Here is a 20,028-nt window from a genome sequence, read left to right as displayed (position 1 = left end):
GGCGGGCGTGGCTCAGAACCTTCCGCCCCCGCCCATCCGCCCCCGGGTACCGCCGCCGCCGAAGCTTCCGGGACCGCCGCCGCCGAAGCCACCGCCGCCGAAGCCGCCCCCTCCGAAGCCGCCTCCGCCCATGCCGCGGCCCCCTCCGAAGAGCTCGCCGAGGATGATGCCGCCGAGGACCGCGCCGCCCATGCCGCCACCACGGCCGCCGGCGCCTCCGTAGGGGTTGCCGTAGCCGCGTACGTCGCGTTCGGCGAGCTGCTGGGCCTGCCGGGCCTGGGTGTCGGCCTGCTGCGCCTCGGCGAGCGCCGCGGAGGCGTCGGTGTCCTTGGCGGCTTCGGCGCCCGAGAGATGGCGCTGGGCCTCGGCGAGACGGGTCCGCGCCTCGCTGCCCACGCCGCCCCGGTGTGTGTCGATGAAGTCCGCCGCCGTTCCCACGGCGCTGCGCGCGGTGAGCAGGGCCTGGCCGAGGAGGGTGGCGGCGCGCTGCCGGGAGACCTCGCGTTCGCGGGCGCCCTTCAGGGACTCGTCGAGGACCGCGTCGGCCTCCTCGACCCGGCGCAGGGCGTCGATCGGGTCGTGCGGGCCCGCGGCCATCTTCTTGCGGACCTCGGCGACCACCGTCTCCGCGCGGGCGATACGGCCGTGCAGATCGGCCGTGGAGGCTCCCGCCGTGGTGCCTTCGAGGAGGCCGCGCGCCTCGGCGAGGTCGGTCTCCGTCTCGGTGAGCGCGGCGGGGAGCTTCTCCGTGGCCAGCGCCAGCTCGTCGGCGAGTCGGTCGACGGCGTCCACGAGGGTGCCCGCCTGGTCGATGGCGCCCTCGGCGGCCCGCAGATGAACGGCGGCCTTGCCGTTGTCACCCGCGTCGATGGCTTGGCGGGCCTCGTTCAGATGCGTCGTGGCGAAGACGAGACGGTCCTTGGCCTGCTCCACATGGCCGACCACGGCCGCGGACGCGGGCGGCGCGTACTGTTCGCGGATCTCGCCGAGGGTGGTCTCCGCCGCCGATGTGCGGCCCGTGACCTCCCGGAACACCTGCTCGGCGTGGTCCAGGGCTCCCGTCACGTCGCGTTCCAGGGCGCGCAGCTGGTCGAAGCCCGCGGCCTCCGCGTCGAGGCGTCGGCCCGCCTCGGTGCAGCGCGCGACGATCTCGTCCAGCATGGTGCGCCGGGTCGCGTCGTCCTCCGGATAGGCGTCGTCCAACTGCTGGCGCAGCTTGAAGGCCGTGGTCAGCTCGGAGCGTGCGTACGCGAGCGCGTCCGTGAAGGGCCGCACCGCCTCCTCGCCGAACTGGGCGGTGGCGAAGCCGAGTTCCTCCGCGCTGGTGCGGATCGCGTCGTCGGTCTCCACCAGGAGCTGCTTGCTCCGCTTGTCGAGCTCCGGGAGCGGGGTGGGCCCCTGGCCCGCCGCGCCCTTGCCCCAGCCGCCGCCTCCGGGCGTGGTCCGCGTGTTCGTACGCCGCTTGCGGCGGCTGTACGCGACCGCCGCGAGGGCGCCCGCGCCGCCGACCACCGCGATGGGCAGGACGAGGTCGCCGGTGGCCGTCTCCGCACCGCTGCCGCTGCCGCCACCCGGATCGGCGGCTCCCGGGGTGATCTCCGGGGTGGGGACGGGCCGGCCGGAGAGGACCGCGTCGTAACCGTTCGCGGCGCCGATGGCCGCGCCCGCCCAGTCGTTCTGCCGCAGCGCGGGCTTGATCGCGGTGGTCGCCACGTCCTGGAGCTGAGCCTCGGTGAGCCGGGAATCGGCGTCCGCGGAGTAGGCGTACTGGCGGTCGTGCGTGGCGACGGCGAGCAGCAGGTCGTCGAGACCGAGCCCGTTGCGCTGAGCGGTGACGTCCGCCCAGTCCTGCGCGCCACGCCCGGAGAAGTCCCGTACGTAGACGACGAAGAGCTGGAGGCCGCGGTCGTCGTAGAGCCGGTCGAGCGCGCGTGCGGTGGCGTCCTTGCGGTCGCCGAGCGCGCCCACCTTGTCGGTGATCTGGCCGTCACGAGAGAGCGTGACCGGGTCGTCGGCCGGGGCGGCGAGTGCCGAGGGGGCGACCAGCAGCAACAGGCACCAGCTGAGCAGTGCAACAGCTACCGCTGACGCCCGCACGACTATGTGCGAGGGCGGCGTCACATTTGGGAGCGTATGACCGTCTTGGGGGGTGTGCGACCGGGGGCCGTAGCCGGACTCCGTGACCGGGGGCTCGCTACCGGGGGTCGTTGAGCGGGGTATCGCCGGAGGTCGGGCGTCCGGGGTGCCTCGACCGGGGTCGGGCGTCCGGGGGTTCTCGGCAGGGGGCCCGGCCGCAGCTGGGGGCGCGCTACCGGGCTGGGAGAGTGTGGGCGTCCGGACGCCCACAGCGCGGCGCCGGTGGGACGCGACCGGGGTCGCGGCCGGGCTTCGTGACCGGGCGCTCGCACCGTGGCGCCCGGCGGCCTGGCCCAAGGTGTGCGTCACCGGGAGCCGCGTCCGGGCTCCGTGGCCGGGAGCCGCGACCAAGTGAGGCCGGGAGGCGTCTCTTCTCCGCGGCCCTCCTTCGCCCCGTCTGCTTTACCCCAGCACCAGCTCCACCGCCGCATCCAGCCACCGCAACTCGTCCGCCCCCAGCGTCGGGTTCGCTGCTCGGCGGGCGCGGGCCTCCGTGAGGTGGTCGTTTGCTGTGGCCCTGACATCGACCGCCGCGTCCGTCAGGAGCGTGGCCAGGGCGGCGCGTGACCCCGCGGCCTCGGGTCTGTCGCTCACCGCGACCTCCGCGAGGATCAGCGCCGACATCGCCCAGTCGAGGCCGGGCGGCCCCTCCTCCGTGGTGGCCCAGTCGATCACCACGGGGCCCTCCGGGGTGAGGATCACGTTCTCCGGGTGGAGGTCGAGATGCAGGATCCGGTCCGTGGGCGAGGTGGACGAGCGGGCCGGAAGGGCGTGCAGCGTGTGCAGCAACCGGGCGAGGATCACCGCCGCCTCCTGCGGCGTGATCGCGCCCCGCATCGCGGCCTCCGCCATGCTCGGTCCCGTCAGCCGGCCCAGGACCAGGTCGGTGGGCGGCGCCCCGGCCTCGGCCGGGCGCACCGGCGGTACGGGGTACCCGTGCTCGTACAGATACGTCATGACGGCGGCCTCGTCAGTCGCGTCGGTACCGTCCCGATACCGGCGCAGCACCCACGTGTCGTCCAGTGCGAAGACATCCGCGGTGCGCCCCGAGCCGAGCAGTCGATCAGTCGTCCCCATCCCGGGAGCGTAAGCCGCCGCCGGTGCCTCCGCAGCGAAATGGCGCCTCACCCCGCGAACTCCACCTCCGGATACCTCCCCGAGGGCCGGTCAAGGAGGTGGTCGTCCTCACCTCGCAGCCAGCGGTCGAAGAACGAGGTCGCGTAGGCACGCTCGGCGGCCACCGCGCGGCCCGGGTCGACCGTCCCCACGTTGTCCTCGATGACCTTGCGGTCCACCCCGGCCTGCGGGAGCAGCGCGGCGAGGTCCGTGTACGTCTGGTGCTTCGAGCCGCGCACCGTCAGGTTCCGCTTCCAGCCCGTCGTGTGGGACCAGAACGCGCGCCAGGACGGCTCCGTCGTACGGTCGCTGCCCTGTCTGCCCATGAGGAGGAACGGGCCGGTCAGGCCGTGTCGGGCCACCGGCAGCAGGTTCGTGCCGTTCGGTTCGGGGTTGTGCTCCAGGGTGCCGTCGATGTTCATGCCCGCCTTGACCCTGCCGTCCTCGTACATGGTCTCGGCGGCCGCTATTCCGCCCGCCGACTGCCCGATCATGCCCACCCGCTTCCGGTCCACGACCTTGGACAGGCCGTGCGGCAGCGAACCGAGGCGGTCCAGGACGAACTTCGAGTCGGCCACCCGGACGTCGAGGACCTTCTTGAGCAGCGCCGGCACGGCGTCGTCCCGCTGCGCCTCCTCGAGTGCCTTGAGGAGCGGGGCGTCGTCCTTGACCGAGCCGTCGGGGAACTCCACCCCCGGCGCCTCATAGGTGTGGTCGACCGTCACCACCACATAGCCGTGGCTCGCCAACTCCTCGACCACGGAAGTGCCCCATGTGCGCGGGTCGTTCGCGCCCGCCGCATACAGCAGGACCGGACGTCGGCCCTCGCTCGTGTCGGCCGGAGCTCCCTCCCGCGCGTGCGTCCGTACGGCCGCGAATTCGATCGCGTCCTTGGGGATGCCGTGCGGCGATTTCGTGTTCCAGCGCTCTGCCGCGCCCGGCGCCATGTACGGAGCGAGGCGGTGTCCGGCGCCGCTCGGCCTGCCCGCCGCCGGATACCAGACGCTGATCATCAGCTCTCTGTACGGCACGGTCTTCACCCACGGGTCGCGCCGTGAGGTGTCGACAATGCGGGTCGACACCGTGCCGATCCGGTGCGGGCCCGTGGGCGCGGGGAGCTTCGCCTCGACGCCCATGGGTGCCGCGTGCGCAGGGGCCGGCGCCGGGGCGGCCAGCACGGTCGCCGCCAGACCGGCCGCCGCGAGGCCGAGCACCGAGCGTCGGGTCAAGCGTGATCGAGAAGATCGAGAAGATCGAGAAGCCGGGTGCGATGCCGAGCGAGTCACAGCCGAAGCCGAGCGAGTCACAGCCGAAGAAGAGTTCATGCCTCCATGCTGATCTCGCCCCGCCCCCGTGACCATGGGGGAAAACTTGAGTCTTCACCCTGGGGGTTTACCCCCACCCGGCCCGAGCGGCGCTACTGCTCCCCCCGCCGCCGGATCTTGTTCCCGAGCCACACCAGCGGATCGTACTTCCGGTCAACTGCCCGTTCCTTCAAGGGAATCAAGGCATTGTCCGTGATCTTGATGCCCTCCGGGCACACCTCCGTACAGCACTTCGTGATGTTGCAGTAGCCGAGACCGTGCTCGTCCTGAGCCGTCTTCTTGCGGTCGATGCCGCTCTCCGCCGCCGCGTCCAGCGGATGCATGTCCAGCTCCGCGACCCGCATCAGGAAACGCGGTCCCGCGAACGCCGCCTTGTTCTCCTCGTGGTCACGCACCACATGGCACGTGTCCTGGCACAGGAAGCACTCGATGCACTTGCGGAACTCCTGGGAGCGGTCCACGTCCGCCTGCTGCATGCGGTACTCGCCGGGGCCGAGGTCCGCAGGTGGCACGAAGGACGGCACCTCCCGCGCCTTCGTGTAGTTGAAGCCGACGTCCGTCACCAGGTCCCGCACCACGGGAAAGGCCCGCAGTGGTGTCACCGTGATGACGTCCTCGCGGCTGTACACCGACATCCGCGTCATGCACATGAGCCGCGGCCGGCCGTTGATCTCCGCCGAGCACGAACCGCATTTGCCCGCCTTGCAGTTCCAGCGCACCGCGAGGTCGGGGGCCTGGGTCGCCTGCAGGCGGTGGATGATGTCGAGGACGACCTCGCCTTCGTTGACCTCGACCGTGAAGTCCTCCAGGTCGCCGCCCTCGACGTTCCCGCGCCAGACCCGGAACCGCGCGTCGTACGAGGTGGAACTCGGCGTGGACGCGGACGTAGACGTACTCACTCGTAAAGCTCCTCTTCGGCCAGGTACTTGACCAGCTCTTCCTTATCGAAGAGAGCAAGCAGGTCGGGACGGATGGGCTCGGTGGTGACCCGCACCAGGTCGATCTGGCCGCGTACGGGATCGGTCGCCGCGAGCCCGCCGGAAGGATCCGTGAGCTGGCAGAGCAGATTCGCGCGGCGCCATTCGCGGTTCATCCCCGGATGGTCCTCGCGGGTGTGTCCGCCCCGGCTCTCCGTGCGCTCCAGGGCGGCCCGCGCCACGCACTCGCTGACGAGCAGCATGTTGCGCAGATCGAGTGCCAGGTGCCAGCCGGGGTTGAACTGTCGGTGGCCCTCGACGCCCGCCCGCCGTGCCCGCACCCGCAGCTCCGCCAGCTTCTCCAGGGCCTGTTCCATCTCGCCCTCGCGGCGGATGATGCCGACCAGGTCGTTCATCGTCTGCTGGAGTTCCTGATGGAGGGTGTACGGATTCTCCGGCGTCGCCCCGTCCTCGGGGCCCTCCGCACTGAACGGCCGCAGCGCCTCGGCAGCCGCGGTGTCCACCTCGACCTCGTCCACCAACGGCCTGGCGCCCGCTCCGGAGAGACCCGCCCCAGAAAGACCCGCTCCGGAGAGACCCGCCCCGGAGAAGCCCGCCGCGTACCGCGCCGCGTGCAGCCCCGCGCGCCGCCCGAACACGAGCAGGTCGGACAGGGAGTTGCCGCCGAGCCGGTTGGAGCCGTGCATGCCGCCGGCGACCTCTCCTGCCGCGTACAGACCCGGTACGCGCTCCGCCGCCGCCGTGTCGGACTCGACCGCGATGCCGCCCATCACGTAGTGACAGGTCGGCCCGACCTCCATCGCCTCGGCCGTGATGTCGACGTCCGCGAGCTCCTTGAACTGGTGGTACATCGAGGGGAGCCGGCGCCGGATGACCTCGGCGGGCATGCGCGTGGAGACGTCCAGGAAGACCCCGCCGTGCGGCGACCCGCGGCCCGCCTTCACCTCGGAGTTGATGGCGCGCGCCACTTCGTCGCGCGGCAGCAGTTCCGGAGGACGCCGGTTGTTGTCCGGATCCTCGTACCAGCGGTCGCCCTCTTCCTCCGACTGCGCGTACTTCTCCTTGAAGACGTCCGGTACGTAGTCGAACATGAACCGCTTGCCTTCGGAGTTGCGCAGTACACCACCGTCGCCGCGCACCGACTCGGTGACCAGGATGCCCTTCACCGAAGGCGGCCAGACCATCCCCGTCGGGTGGAACTGCACGAACTCCATGTTCAGGAGCGGCGCCCCGGCGAGCAGCGCGAGCGCGTGACCGTCGCCCGTGTACTCCCACGAGTTCGACGTCACCTTGAAGGACTTGCCGATGCCGCCGGTCGCGAGGACGACGCTCGGGGCTTCGAGCACGAAGAAGCGGCCGGACTCGCGGTCGTAGCAGAACGTGCCGCTGACCCGCTCGCCCTCCTTGAGAACGCGGGTGACCGTGCACTCCTGGAAGACCTTCAACCGTGCTTCGTGGTCCCCGAATTCGCGTTCGTCCTCCTGCTGGAGGGAGACGATCTTCTGTTGAAGGGTGCGGATGAGCTCCAGGCCGGTCCGGTCGCCCACGTGCGCGAGGCGTGGATACTCGTGCCCACCGAAGTTGCGCTGGGAGATCCGCCCGTCCGCCGTACGGTCGAACAGCGCGCCCCAGGTCTCCAACTCCCATACGCGGTCCGGGGCTTCACGCGCGTGCAGCTCGGCCATCCGCCACTGGTTGAGGAACTTGCCGCCGCGCAGGGTGTCGCGGAAGTGCACCTGCCAGTTGTCGCCGGAGTTCACGTTGCCCATGGAGGCCGCGATGCCGCCCTCGGCCATCACCGTATGGGCCTTGCCGAACAAGGACTTGCAGATCACGGCGGTACGGGCGCCCTGCTCACGTGCCTCGATCGCGGCCCGCAGGCCCGCTCCTCCGGCTCCCACCACGACAACATCCCACTGCTGCCGCTCCACTTGAGACATCAGAACAACCTCGGATCGTCGAAGGCGCCGGACGCGATCAGATACACGTAGAAGTCGGCGAGCGCCACACTCACCAAGGAGGCCCAGGCGAGCAGCATGTGCCGCGCGTTGAGTTTCCCGACCCACTGCCACATGCGATAGCGCACGGGGTGCTTGGAGAAGTGCTTGAGCTTGCCGCCGACGATGTGCCGGCAGGAGTGGCAGGAGAGGGTGTACGCCCAGATCAGCACGATGTTGACCAGCATGACGAGCGTGCCGAGGCCCATGTGGCCCCACTCGTAGTGCTCATCGCGGAACGAAAGCACGGTGTCGTACGTGAGGATGCCCGCCACCGGGACCGCCGCGTAGAAGAAGTAGCGGTGGATGTTCTGCAGGATGAGCGGGAAGCGGGTCTCTCCGGAGTACTTCTTGTGCGGCTCGGCGACCGCGCAGGCGGGCGGTGACGCCCAGAAGCCGCGGTAGTACGCCTTGCGGTAGTAGTAGCAGGTCAGGCGGAAGCCGAGCGGGAAGATCAGGATCAGCAGGGCGGGGGACAGGCCCCACCAGCTGCCGAAGATCTCCCAGTTGGGTCCTGACCGCATCGGCTCGCAGTTCTCGGCGAGGCACGGTGAGTAGAACGGTGAGACGTAGGGCGCCGCGTAATAGTCCGCGTTGGCGAAGGCCCGCCACGTCGAGTAGACGATGAAGGCGAAGAGGCCGGCGGCGGTCGCGGCGGGCGCGAGCCACCAGCGGTCGGTCCGCAGATGGGCAGCGCTGATCGCGGCGCGCGTCGCCGCTCGGACGCCGCCGGGATCCTGACCGCTCTTCAGATGGGGTTCCGTGCCGGTGGCCAACGAGGCTCCACTCCTTCGTCCTCAGGTTCGTCCTCGGGTCGGGCGGCCGGGCTCGGCCGCCGGAGGGCACTCAGGGCGCGCCGGATCGGTCAAGGCGCATGCCGGTCGCGCGCGCCGAGGCCCTCGTCGTCCGAGTCCGTCCACAGCGAGCTGTCGTAGGGCGTATCGGGGATGGTGACCAGGTCAAGACGTTTCTGCGGGGCCGCGGCCGGGTCGTGGGCCGAGGCGCGCAGGAGCGCGACGCTCTCCCGCAGGTGGTCGGCGTCCGCGCGGACGCGGCGCACGTCGATCGCGGCAGGCCCGCCCCGGGAACCATCGCCGACCTGCTGCTCCAGCTTGCCGACGGCGCGGAGCAGCTCGTCGACACTTCGCTGAACAGCCGTCAGATCATCCTGCAGAGCCATGACTTGCCCTCACTTCAGGGGTGCGGCGGCAACGTTCATGCGCCTGCGAGTGTCGCGCGTCACATCCCGGCTTGTGAAGAGATCTGCAGGGATTCCCGGCTCGTAGGCGCCGAAATGCGCCGCTGGAACGCGCCGGGGTGTGCGCCGCCGCCCCCACGTGCTTCGGGGCGCGGGCCTGTGCCCTCGTCACGCTCGGTCACGCGGGGTTGGGCCGCACGAGTGGGATCCGGTGCCCCCACGCCGTGTCGTCCCCGCGGGCCGGGTCACGTCCCCTTCAGTGGATCGATAGATGTGATCAGCTCCATATACCGCCAAACGTGATCAAACCCGGCCCGGTCCTGGTAGCGGGCGGCCGGGCGAGCCCCGGAGGTACCCGTCATGTCACCAGACCGCGCCAGACTGAGATCTGCCGTGTTCCTCGCCACGGGCGTGCTGGCCCTGCCCAGCCTCGCCGCCTGCAGCTCCCAGGACGAGGCGGGCTCCCCGACCGCCGGCCAGGACATCGCGCCCGCGGCCCGGGACCACGTCGCCGACGGCGGGACCATGAACTGGGCCGTCGACGCGATGCCGGAGACCCTCAACTCCTTCCAGTCGGACGCGGACGCGGGCACGTCGCGGATCGCGGGGGCGGTCCTGCCGTCGATGTTCCGCCTCGACGCGCAGGGCAGGGCGCAGCAGAACACCGACTACCTGGAGTCCGCGAAGGTCGTCGAGCGCGAGCCCAAGCAGGTCGTGCTCTACAAGCTCAACCAGCAGGCGGTGTGGAGCGACGGCCGGGAGATCGGCGCCGATGACTTCGCGGCCCAGCAGCGTGCTCTGTCCGGCAAGGACAGCGCGTACTGGACGGCACGCAACGCGGGCTACGACCGCATCGAGAAGATCGAGCGCGGCGCGGACAACCTGGAGGTGCGCGTCACCTTCAACAAGCCCTACGCGGACTGGCGTTCGCTCTTCTCGCCGCTGTACCCGAAGGAGGTCATGGGCACTCCTGACTCCTTCAACGACGGTGCGCGGCGCAAGCTCAAGGTGAGCGCGGGCCCGTTCGCGGTGCAGGACTTCGACAGCAAGGCGGAAGAGGTCACGCTGGTCCGCAACCCGCGCTGGTGGGGCAGGCCCGCGAAGCTCTCCAAGCTGGTCCTGCACGAGGTGCCGCGCGAGGAGCGGGCCGCCGCGCTCGCCCAGGGCAAGGTCGACCTCGCCGAGATCGACGCCCCCGAGGCGCGGCGCATCGCGAACGCGGCCCGCGACCAGGGCGTCCAGGGCCCGCTCAGCCACGGCCCCGAGTCGCGGCTGACCCCGGCCAAGGCGCTGCGCTCCTGGGCGGTCGCCCACGGCTCCGACGAGGAGGCGGCCGACAGCGAGCAGCAGGCCCGGCAGCGGACCGACAAGGCGATCAAGAAGTACGCCACCGAGCAGACGGGCCTGCGGGGCTACACCGTCCGCAAGTCCCTCGAACCGGCCTACACCCAGCTCGCCCTCAACGGCACCGACGGCCCGCTCGCCGACGACCGGGTGCGGCGCGCGGTGGCCCGCGCCCTCGACCGCGAAGAGCTCGCCAAGGCGGTCCTCACACCGCTGGGCCTGCCCGCCAAGCCGGTCGGCAGCCACCTGGCCCTCGCCGGGCAGCAGGCGTACGCGGACAACAGCGGGGCCCTCGGCGACCAGGACACCGCGGAGGCGCGGGCGCTGCTCGCCGACGCCGGGTGGACGCAGGGCGGCCCGGTGAAGGAGCCGAAGGGGAAGACGGCCGGGGGCGAGGCGGACGCCAAGAAGTCGAAGGCGGACTCCGGATCCGACGGCGCGAAGGACTCGGCGGGGGACTCGGACACGGCGGAGGACTCGGGCGACGACGGTGCGTACGTCGTCGGCGAGGACGACGAGAAGCCGGGCGACAGCGGCACCTCGGTGCTCGCGCCCGCTCCGGCGGCGGCCTACCAGCAGGCGGCGCTCACCCGCCAGGCGGCGTCCTTCGGGGCCCATCGCGAGGCGGACAAGGAGAAGAAGAAGGACCCCGGCGGCCACACGAAGCAGCACGCGGAGGGCAAGTCCGAGAAGAAGGCCGCGAAGGGCGGTGCGCCCGGGGCCTACGCGCCCAAGGGCACGGCGGCCCCCAAGGGCTCCGCGGCCGGCGGCCCCATGGCCAAGGACGGCAAGCCCCTCACCCTGCGCTTCGTGCTGCCGTCCGGCGAGGGCTCGGAGTCACTGCGGACGGTGGCCGACCGGATCTCGCGGATGCTGGAGAAGATCGGGATCCGCACGGAGACGGCGAAGGTCGCCGACGACAGCTACTTCAAGGATCACATCGCCTCCGGGCAGTACGACCTCGCCCTCTACTCCTGGCCCGCGACGGCCTTCCCGGCGACGGACGCGCGCCCGATCTTCGCCAAGCCGGTGCCGGCCGCGGACGGGTCGCTGAACGTCGAGCAGAACTACACGCGGGTCGGCACGGACCACATCGACCAACTGTTCGACCAGGCGATGGGGGAGCTGGACGAGGACGAGAGCCGCGCCCTGGTCAAGAAGGCCGACGCCCGTATCTGGGCCGAAGCAGGATCGATTCCCCTCTATCAGCGCCCCCAGCTGATGGCGGCCCGCACGAACCTCGCGAACGCGGGTGCCTTCGGCTTCCAGGTGCCGAACTACGAGGACATGGGTTTCCTGAAGCCGGGCGCCAAGCCGGCGGGCAAACCCGCGGACAAGTAGCTTCGTCGCAGGTCACACGGCAGCATTACCGCAGGTCACGCTCAGATTCCGCTCAACTCCCTTGCCCGCCGGTACCCCCGGCGGGCAAGGTCGTGCCGACCCCTTGACCCGCATGTTCCCCAGCGCCGCCCAGCACCCCGAAAATCCCCTGGTCAGGCCCCCGACGAGGCCCCGCGGAGGTCACCCCCGCGCAAGGCACGTAGACTGGGGTGAGGCCGTGGCGTGTTCTGCCCGGCAGGGCACGCGTGCCGGACCGTACGCGCGGCCATCCACTCTTCCCGGGAGAAGCGCAGCTCGTATGCCCACGCGCCATGACATTCGTAATGTTGCCATCGTCGCCCACGTCGACCACGGCAAGACCACCCTGGTCGACGCCATGCTCAAGCAGGCCGGCTCCTTCGCCGCGCACGCAGCCGAGTCCCTCGACGACCGCATGATGGACTCGAACGACCTGGAGCGTGAGAAGGGCATCACGATCCTGGCCAAGAACACGGCCGTCAAGTACCACCCCAAGGATGGCGGCGACGTCATCACCATCAACATCATCGACACCCCCGGCCACGCCGACTTCGGTGGTGAGGTCGAGCGCGGCCTGTCGATGGTGGACGCGGTCGTCCTCCTCGTGGACGCCTCCGAGGGTCCGCTGCCCCAGACCCGCTTCGTCCTGCGCAAGGCCCTCGCCGCGAAGATGCCGGTGATCCTCTGCATCAACAAGACGGACCGTCCGGACTCGCGGATCGCCGAGGTCGTCGACGAGACGTACGACCTGTTCCTGGACCTGGACGCGGACGAGGACCAGATCGAGTTCCCGATCGTCTACGCCTGCGCCCGTGACGGCGTCGCCTCGCTGACCAAGCCGGAGGACGGCACCGTCCCGGCCGACAGCGAGAACCTGGAGCCGTTCTTCTCCACGATCCTGGAGACCGTCCCGGCCCCGAAGTACGACGAGGACGCGCCCCTCCAGGCGCACGTCACGAACCTCGACGCCGACAACTTCCTCGGCCGTATCGCGCTGTGCCGTGTCGAGCAGGGCGAGCTGCGCAAGGGCCAGACCGTCACCTGGATCAAGCGTGACGGCTCGCAGTCCAACGTCCGCATCACCGAGCTGATGATGACCGAGGCGCTCACGCGCAAGCCCGCCGAGAAGGCAGGCCCCGGTGACATCTGCGCGATCGCCGGTATCCCGGAGATCATGATCGGTGAGACCCTCGCCGACCCCGAGAACCCCATCGCGCTCCCGCTCATCACGGTGGACGAGCCCGCGATCTCCATGACCATCGGTACGAACACCTCGCCGCTCGTCGGCAAGGGCGGCAAGGGCCACAAGGTCACCGCCCGCCAGGTGAAGGACCGTCTGGACAAGGAGCTCATCGGTAACGTCTCGCTCCGTGTCCTGGACACCGAGCGTCCCGACGCCTGGGAGGTCCAGGGCCGTGGTGAGCTCGCGCTCGCCATCCTGGTCGAGCAGATGCGCCGCGAGGGCTTCGAGCTGACCGTCGGCAAGCCCGAGGTCGTCACCAAGCAGATCGACGGCAAGACGTACGAGCCGATCGAGCGCATGACGATCGACTCGCCCGAGGAGCACCTCGGCGCCATCACGCAGCTGATGGCGACCCGCAAGGGCCGCATGGAGACGATGACCAACCACGGCTCCGGCTGGATCCGCATGGAGTGGATCGTCCCGTCGCGTGGCCTCATCGGCTTCCGTACGGAGTTCCTGACCCAGACCCGTGGCACCGGCATCGCGCACTCGATCTTCGAGGGTCACGAGCCGTGGTTCGGCGACCTGCGCACCCGTCACAACGGCTCGCTCGTCGCGGACCGCTCGGGTTCGGTCACGCCGTTCGCGATGGTCAACCTCCAGGAGCGCGGTGTCATCTTCACCGAGGCCGGCACCGAGGTGTACGAGGGCATGATCGTCGGCGAGAACTCGCGCGCCGACGATATGGACGTGAACATCACCAAGGAGAAGAAGCTCACCAATATGCGTGCGGCTTCCGCGGACACGACCGAGAACGTCGTGCCCGCCCGCAAGCTGTCGCTCGAGCAGTCCCTGGAGTTCTGCCGCGACGACGAGTGCATCGAGGTGACCCCGGAGACCGTGCGTATCCGCAAGGTCGTCCTGGACGCCAAGCAGCGTGGCCGCTCCGCCTCGCGCGCCAAGCACGGCTGACGCCGGTGCAAAGCCCGGTTAAAACCTCGGGCTCCGCACAACTGCCGTAAGCGCTCGGCGAATTCGGCATCCGAGGCCGGTTTCCGCCCCTCCCCAGGGAGAGGCGGAAACCGGCCTCTCGTGCGTCTGCGGGGGTTACCCCCGTGCGCGGGCCCCAGCGGCACTACGCTGGCCCAGGCTCCGCGGCGGGGGATCACCCGCCATCGCGACTCTCCGCGCATCTACGCGCGTCCGCTCCGGCGACCCCGGAAGGCGCCGCGAACCGTCTCACGACCGCTCCGCCGCAACCGGTTTTCCTGGACCATCTGTCCGGAATGCGGACGGCGTTGACCGTTAGATGTGTAACACGTCCGTTTCGCAACCATCTATCTCGGATCGGTTTGTCCGGATTTTGGAAGTTGTACGCACCAGGTGTGATTGAACCGAGACCAAAAGAGTGTGGTCGGGCGGTACCTCATGGCTAATAGTTGACCGCGTATAGCTCGGGTCAATGGGTCACGCGCTGTGGGGAGCGCCGACTCACGAGCACACTGGGGTACTTCTATCCACGCGCCGTCAGGGGTGTCGGCGCGGATTCTCGTACCCCCTCTTGTAGTGAACAAGTGGACTCATGAGGAGGAACCCCATGCGTGGTGCCAAGAGCGCCAAGTGGGTCGCGATAGCGGGTGTCGTGGCGCTGACGGCAACGGCCTGCGGCGGCGGCAGCGACAGCGGCGGCAACAGCGGCAAGGTCGACCCCAAGGGGATCGTCAGTTACGCCAACGGTGAGCCGCAGAACGCCCTGCAGCCCGCCAACACCATGGAGGCGTACGGCAGCGTCGTCATCAACTCCCTCTTCACGGGGCTTGTCAACTACGACAAGCAGGGGAACATCACCTACGAGAACGCCGAGTCGGTCACCCCCGACAAGGACAACAAGGTGTGGACCGTCAAGCTCAAGTCGGGCTGGAAGTTCCACAACGGCGAGGCCGTCACGGCCAAGTCGTACGTGGACGCCTGGAACTGGGCGGCGAACCCCGCCAACGGCCAGCAGAACAGCGCCTGGTACCGCGACATCGTCGGCTACGACAAGGTCCACCCCGAGAAGGGGAAGGGCTCGGGCAAGACCATGTCCGGTCTGAAGGTCGTCGACGACAACACCTTCACCATCACGCTGAACACGGGCATCCCGTACTACGCGTACAAGCTCGTCTACTCGCCCTTCTACCCGATGCCCTCGGAAGCGCTGAAGGACCCGAAGAAGTACGGCGAGGCGCCGGTCGGCAACGGCCCCTACAAGCTCAAGAGCTGGGACCACAAGAAGTCGATCCAGGTCACGGCCTGGTCCGGCTACAAGGGTGCCAAGAAGCCGAAGAACGGCGGCATCAACTTCAAGGCGTACACGACGCCGCAGGCCGCGTACAACGACCTGCGCTCGGACAACGTCGACACGATGCCGCTGATCCCGGACAGCGAGCTCGCCAACTTCAAGCAGGACTTCGGCGACCGCGCCATCGAGCAGGACTTCTCGGCGATCAACACGGTCAACCCGGCCTTCTACAGCAAGACGTTCAAGGACGTCGACGTGAAGGTCATCCAGGGTCTGTCGATGGCCATCGACCGCGACACCATCGCGAAGACCACCTTCGCCGGTACGCGTGAGTCCGCCACCGGCTGGGTCGCCAAGGGCGTCAAGGGCTACAAGGCCGGCGCCTGTGGTGAGTTCTGCAAGTTCGACCCGAAGAAGGCCAAGCAGTTCGTCGAGGACGGCGGCGGCGTTCCCGGGAACAAGATCTCCATCCAGTACAACGCCGACCAGCCGCACAAGGGCTGGGTCACGGCGGTGTGCAACAGCATCACCAAGTCGACCGGCGTGAAGTGCGTCGGCGACCCGAAGACCGACTTCCAGGCCGACACCGAGGTGCGGGACAAGAAGCAGGTCAAGGCGATGTACCGGTCGGGCTGGGTGCTCGACTACCCGTTCAACGGCAACTTCCTCGCCGACCTCTACGGCACGGGCGTGGACGGCAACAAGGGCGGCTTCTCGGACAAGAAGTTCGACGAGCTGACCAAGAAGGCCGACGCGGCCAAGACGATCGACGAGTCCGCGGAGCTCTACAACGAGGCTGAGAAGCAGCTCGCCAAGACCTTCCCGGGCATCCCGCTCTGGTACAACAAGACGCTCTCCGCGTACTCCAAGAACGTGAAGCACGTCGAGTTCGACCAGGCCGGCGACCCGATCCTCACCGACATCGAGGTCTTCGAGAAGTAGGCGTCGGAGCCCAGTTCCCGAAGCGACGCCCGGCGATCCCGGGCGTCGCTTCGGGCGGCTCCGGATTGGACGGAGGCACCAATGGGGCGTTATGTCGCGCGGCGACTGCTCCAGATGATCCCGGTCTTCATCGGGACAACCCTGTTGATCTTCATCATGGTCAACGTGCTCCCCGGCGACCCCGTGCGGGCGCTGTGGGGAGACAAGCCGCCGGACCCGGCGCAGGTGGCGCAGATTCGCCACGACCGGGGTCTGGATCTCCCGCTCTGGCAGCAGTACCTGCACTACATGGGCAACCTGCTGCAAGGGGACTTCGGCAAGACGATCGCCGGCAACCGGCCCGTCATCGACGAAATCACCCAGGCGTTCCCGGTCTCGATGCGACTGGCCTCCATGGCCTGGACGTTCGAGCTCATCGTCGGCATCACGCTCGGCGTGCTCGCCGGCATCAAGCGCGGCCGTCTGGTCGACAACACGGTCACGCTCTTCACGCTTCTGGTGATCTCGGTCCCGATCTTCGTGGTCGGCCTGCTCTGCCAGCTGTTCTTCGGCAATGAACTCGGGTGGATCACACCCACGGTCCAGGACTCCGAGAACATGGGCCAGTTGCTGGTGCCCGCGATCGTGCTCGGCATGGTCGGCCTCGCGTACGTGGCGAGACTGACCCGCACGTCGATCGCCGAGAACCGCCAGGCGGACTACATGCGCACCGCGGTGGCCAAGGGCCTGCCCCGGCAGCGCATCATCACCCGGCATCTGCTGCGCAACTCGCTGATCCCCGTGGTGACTTACCTCGGCACGGACGTCGGCACCCTGATGGGTGGCGCGGTCATCACCGAGGGCATCTTCAACGTGACGGGCGTCGGCAACCTCCTCTTCCAGGCGCTCGCCCGCCGTGAGGGCGCGGTCATCGTCGGGATCGTCACCGTCCTGGTGCTCGTGTACCTCGCAGCCAGCCTGATCGTCGACCTGCTTTACGCGGTCCTGGACCCGAGGATCCGTTATGCCTGACCTCACCAAGTCCCCGGCCGTGGACGACAAGACCGTGACGCCGGACGCCCCGGTCGACGCGATCGCCGCCGGCCCCGCTCCGGGCAAGCCGCGAAGCCTGTGGAACGACGCGTGGCGGGAGCTGCGCAGCAATCCGCTCTTCGTGATCTCCTCGATCCTGATCGTGATCCTGGTCGTGGTGGCTGCCTTCCCCGGACTGTTCACCGACACGAACCCCGAGAGCGGCGACCAGGTCAATCACTTCCTGGGCAAGCCCGAGCTCGGTCAGTTCTTCCAGGAGGGCTGGTTCGGATACGACAGGACGGGCCGCAGCATCTACGCCCGTGTCGTCTTCGGTGCGCGCAACTCGATCCTCGTGGGCGTCGGCGTGACGATCCTCGTCACCCTCTTCGGCGGTCTGTGCGGCATGCTCGCGGGCTACTTCGGCGGGTTCTGGGACAGCCTCATCTCCCGGCTCACCGACGTGTTCTTCGGCATCCCGTTCCTGCTCGGCGCGATGGTCGTCCTGAACGCCTTCACCGACCGCACGGTGTGGGTCGTCATGGGCGCGCTGGCCTTCCTCGGCTGGACACAGATCGCCCGCGTGATGCGTGGCGCGGTCATCACCACCAAGCACGCCGACTATGTGGTGGCGGCGCGTGCGCTCGGCGCAGGGACCAAGCGGATCCTGTTCCGCCACATCCTGCCGAACGCGCTGGCTCCGGTGATCGTCGTGGCCACCATCTCGCTCGGCACGTACATCGTGGCCGAGTCGACGCTGTCGTACCTGGGCCTCGGCCTCGGTGACGGAGCCATCTCCTGGGGTGGCGACATCTCCGACGCGACGGCGGACATCCGGAACAACCCGCACACGCTGTTCTTCCCGGCAGGAATGCTGAGTATCACGGTGCTGGCGTTCATCATGATGGGTGACGCCGTACGCGAAGCCCTCGACCCGAAGCTGCGCTGAGGGAGGCGTAAATGACCAGCATCGACATCAAGGAAGACTCGGTTCCCGCCCCCCGCTCGGGCGAGGAAAAGGGCGGCAGACTGCTCGACGTCAAGGACCTGCACGTCGAGTTCCACACCCGCGAGGGTGTCGTCAAGGCAGTCAACGGCGTCAACTACAGCGTGGACGCGGGCGAGACGCTCGCCGTCCTCGGTGAGTCCGGCTCCGGCAAGTCCGTGACGGCGCAGGCCATCATGGGCATCCTCGACATGCCGCCCGGCAAGATCCCGCAGGGCGAGATCCTCTTCCGCGGCCAGGACATGCTCAAGATGTCCAACGAGGAGCGCAGGAAGATCCGCGGCCGCAAGATCGCGATGATCTTCCAGGACGCGCTGTCATCGCTCAACCCCGTGCTCTCGGTGGGCTACCAGCTCGGCGAGATGTTCCGGGTGCACGACGGTGTCAGCCGCAAGCAGGCCAAGGCCAAGGCCATCGAGCTGATGGAGCGGGTGAAGATCCCGGCCGCCAAGGAGCGGGTGAACGACTACCCGCACCAGTTCTCCGGCGGTATGCGCCAGCGCATCATGATCGCGATGGCGCTCGCGCTCGAACCGGACCTGATCATCGCCGACGAGCCCACCACGGCCCTCGACGTGACGGTCCAGGCCCAGGTCATGGACCTCCTGGCCGATCTGCAGCGCGAGTACAACATGGGCCTGATCCTGATCACCCACGACCTCGGTGTGGTCGCCGACGTCGCGGACAAGATCGCGGTCATGTACGCGGGCCGGATCGTCGAGACGGCACCGGTCCACGAGCTCTACAAGCGCCCCGCGCACCCGTACACGCGCGGTCTGCTCGAGTCGATTCCCCGGCTCGACCAGAAGGGCCAGGAGCTCTACGCGATCAAGGGCCTGCCGCCCAACCTGCTCCACATCCCGACCGGCTGTGCCTTCAACCCGCGCTGCCCCAAGGCGCAGGACGTCTGCCGTACGGATGTGCCGGCCCTGGTGTCGGTGACGGAGCAGGACGGCACGGATCTGCCGGGCCGCGGCAGCGCGTGCCACTTCTGGAAGGAGACGATCCATGGCTGAGCCGACGAAGGCCTCGAAGCTCTCGAAGACGGACGAGCCCGCCGACGCCACCCCGAACGTCTCCGAGGTCGAAACGGTCGACGCGGCAAGCGCCGAGGAGGCCGTCGCGGCCATCGAGGCGCCGGTGGAGCGCGGCGAGCCGATCCTCCAGGTCCGCAACTTGGTGAAGCACTTCCCGCTGACCCAGGGCATCCTGCTCAAGAAGCAGATCGGCGCGGTCAAGGCGGTCGACGGGATCTCCTTCGACCTGTACCAGGGCGAGACGCTTGGCATCGTGGGCGAGTCCGGCTGTGGCAAGTCCACGGTCGCCAAGCTCCTGATGACCCTGGAGCGCGCCACGGCAGGCGAGGTCTTCTACAAGGGCCAGGACATCACCAAGCTGTCCGGGCGTGCGCTGAAGGCGGTCCGCCGCAACATCCAGATGGTGTTCCAGGACCCCTACACGTCCCTGAACCCCCGTATGACGGTGGGCGACATCATCGGGGAGCCCTTCGAGATCCACCCCGAGGTGGCTCCCAAGGGCTCGCGCCGCCAGAAGGTCCAGGACCTCCTGGACGTGGTGGGCCTGAACCCGGAGTACATCAACCGCTACCCGCACCAGTTCTCGGGCGGTCAGCGCCAGCGCATCGGCATCGCGCGCGGTCTGGCCCTCAACCCCGAGATCATCATCTGCGACGAGCCGGTCTCGGCTCTGGACGTCTCCGTCCAGGCCCAGGTCATCAACCTGATGGAGAAGCTGCAGGACGAGTTCAACCTCTCGTACCTCTTCATCGCGCACGACCTGTCGATCGTCCGGCACATCTCGGACCGCGTGGGCGTGATGTACCTCGGCAAGATGGCGGAGATCGGCTCCGACGAGCAGATCTACGAGCACCCGACGCACCCGTACACGCAGGCGCTCCTGTCGGCTGTCCCGGTGCCGGACCCGGAGGCGCGCGAGGGCCGCGAGCGGATCATCCTGACCGGTGACGTCCCGTCCCCGGCCAATCCGCCCTCCGGCTGCCGCTTCCGCACCCGCTGCTGGAAGGCGGAGGCGAAGTGCGCGGAGGAGACCCCGCTGCTGGCGATCCCGCAGCGTTTCGCGGGCCAGGACACTCCGGCGGCCCACGAGTCGGCGTGCCACTTCGCGGAGGAGAAGGACGTCGTGCACGCGGCGTGAGTGCGTGCACGGCCTGT

General features: G+C 69.0%; 14 protein-coding genes. 7 read left to right on the top strand and 7 right to left on the bottom strand.

All coding sequences use genetic code 11. The annotated features are described in order from the left end of the window. Positions 1–12: 12 nt before the first annotated feature. The 7 genes from ACIBCK_RS29650 to ACIBCK_RS29620 form a co-directional block, all read right to left on the bottom strand. Positions 13–2,121, bottom strand: coding sequence for a TPM domain-containing protein (locus ACIBCK_RS29650; protein ID WP_399395142.1), 2,109 nt, complete (start codon positions 2,119–2,121; stop codon positions 13–15). A gap of 417 nt (positions 2,122–2,538) precedes the next feature. Next, entirely contained in the window at positions 2,539–3,213 is a 675-nt protein-coding gene (locus ACIBCK_RS29645; RefSeq protein WP_399395140.1) for a phosphotransferase, read from the bottom strand. Positions 3,214–3,260: 47 nt separating this feature from the next. After that, positions 3,261–4,481 carry an alpha/beta hydrolase family protein gene (locus tag ACIBCK_RS29640; protein WP_399395138.1) on the bottom strand — a complete coding sequence of 407 codons (1,221 nt, stop codon included), beginning with the start codon at positions 4,479–4,481 and terminating at the stop codon, positions 3,261–3,263. Between the two features lie 188 nt (positions 4,482–4,669). Continuing rightward, complete coding sequence (locus ACIBCK_RS29635) at positions 4,670–5,476, bottom strand: succinate dehydrogenase/fumarate reductase iron-sulfur subunit (protein ID WP_399395136.1); 807 nt, start codon at positions 5,474–5,476, stop codon at positions 4,670–4,672. After that, entirely contained in the window at positions 5,473–7,455 is a 1,983-nt protein-coding gene (locus ACIBCK_RS29630; protein ID WP_399395134.1) for a fumarate reductase/succinate dehydrogenase flavoprotein subunit, read from the bottom strand. The genes ACIBCK_RS29635 and ACIBCK_RS29630 overlap by 4 nt, the downstream gene beginning before the upstream one ends. Then, a complete protein-coding gene (locus tag ACIBCK_RS29625; protein WP_367044778.1) occupies positions 7,455–8,288 on the bottom strand; it encodes a hypothetical protein in 834 nt (277 codons plus the stop codon). Before ACIBCK_RS29625 ends, ACIBCK_RS29630 begins: the two co-directional genes overlap by 1 nt. Positions 8,289–8,377: 89 nt before the next feature. Continuing rightward, a complete protein-coding gene (locus tag ACIBCK_RS29620) occupies positions 8,378–8,692 on the bottom strand; it encodes a hypothetical protein (protein WP_399395132.1) in 315 nt (104 codons plus the stop codon). A gap of 378 nt (positions 8,693–9,070) precedes the next feature. Between ACIBCK_RS29620 and ACIBCK_RS29615 the strand changes: the two genes are divergently transcribed. From ACIBCK_RS29615 to ACIBCK_RS29585, 7 genes are all read left to right on the top strand, one after another. Further along, on the top strand, positions 9,071–11,395 hold the full coding sequence (locus ACIBCK_RS29615; RefSeq protein WP_399395130.1) for an ABC transporter family substrate-binding protein: 2,325 nt from the start codon (positions 9,071–9,073) through the stop codon (positions 11,393–11,395). A gap of 298 nt (positions 11,396–11,693) precedes the next feature. After that, positions 11,694–13,568: a translational GTPase TypA gene (gene typA, locus ACIBCK_RS29610; protein WP_399395128.1), complete on the top strand. Its 1,875-nt coding sequence runs from the start codon at positions 11,694–11,696 to the stop codon at positions 13,566–13,568. Positions 13,569–14,193: 625 nt separating this feature from the next. Further along, complete coding sequence (locus ACIBCK_RS29605) at positions 14,194–15,819, top strand: ABC transporter substrate-binding protein (RefSeq protein ID WP_399395126.1); 1,626 nt, start codon at positions 14,194–14,196, stop codon at positions 15,817–15,819. 81 nt (positions 15,820–15,900) lie between these two features. Beyond that, positions 15,901–16,830 (top strand): ABC transporter permease, encoded by a 930-nt coding sequence (locus ACIBCK_RS29600; RefSeq protein ID WP_399395124.1) that lies wholly within the window; start codon positions 15,901–15,903, stop codon positions 16,828–16,830. After that, on the top strand, positions 16,823–17,779 hold the full coding sequence (locus ACIBCK_RS29595; RefSeq protein ID WP_399395122.1) for an ABC transporter permease: 957 nt from the start codon (positions 16,823–16,825) through the stop codon (positions 17,777–17,779). Before ACIBCK_RS29600 ends, ACIBCK_RS29595 begins: the two co-directional genes overlap by 8 nt. Positions 17,780–17,790: 11 nt before the next feature. Then, entirely contained in the window at positions 17,791–18,852 is a 1,062-nt protein-coding gene (locus ACIBCK_RS29590; protein ID WP_399395120.1) for an ABC transporter ATP-binding protein, read from the top strand. Then, complete coding sequence (locus ACIBCK_RS29585) at positions 18,845–20,011, top strand: ABC transporter ATP-binding protein (RefSeq protein ID WP_399395119.1); 1,167 nt, start codon at positions 18,845–18,847, stop codon at positions 20,009–20,011. Before ACIBCK_RS29590 ends, ACIBCK_RS29585 begins: the two co-directional genes overlap by 8 nt. Positions 20,012–20,028: the final 17 nt, after the last annotated feature.

It is taken from the genome of Streptomyces sp. NPDC051218, assembly GCF_044455475.1.
Classification (GTDB): domain Bacteria; phylum Actinomycetota; class Actinomycetes; order Streptomycetales; family Streptomycetaceae; genus Streptomyces.
Note: the sequence above shows the minus strand (reverse complement) of the source record. Positions and strands in the feature narration are given on the sequence as shown.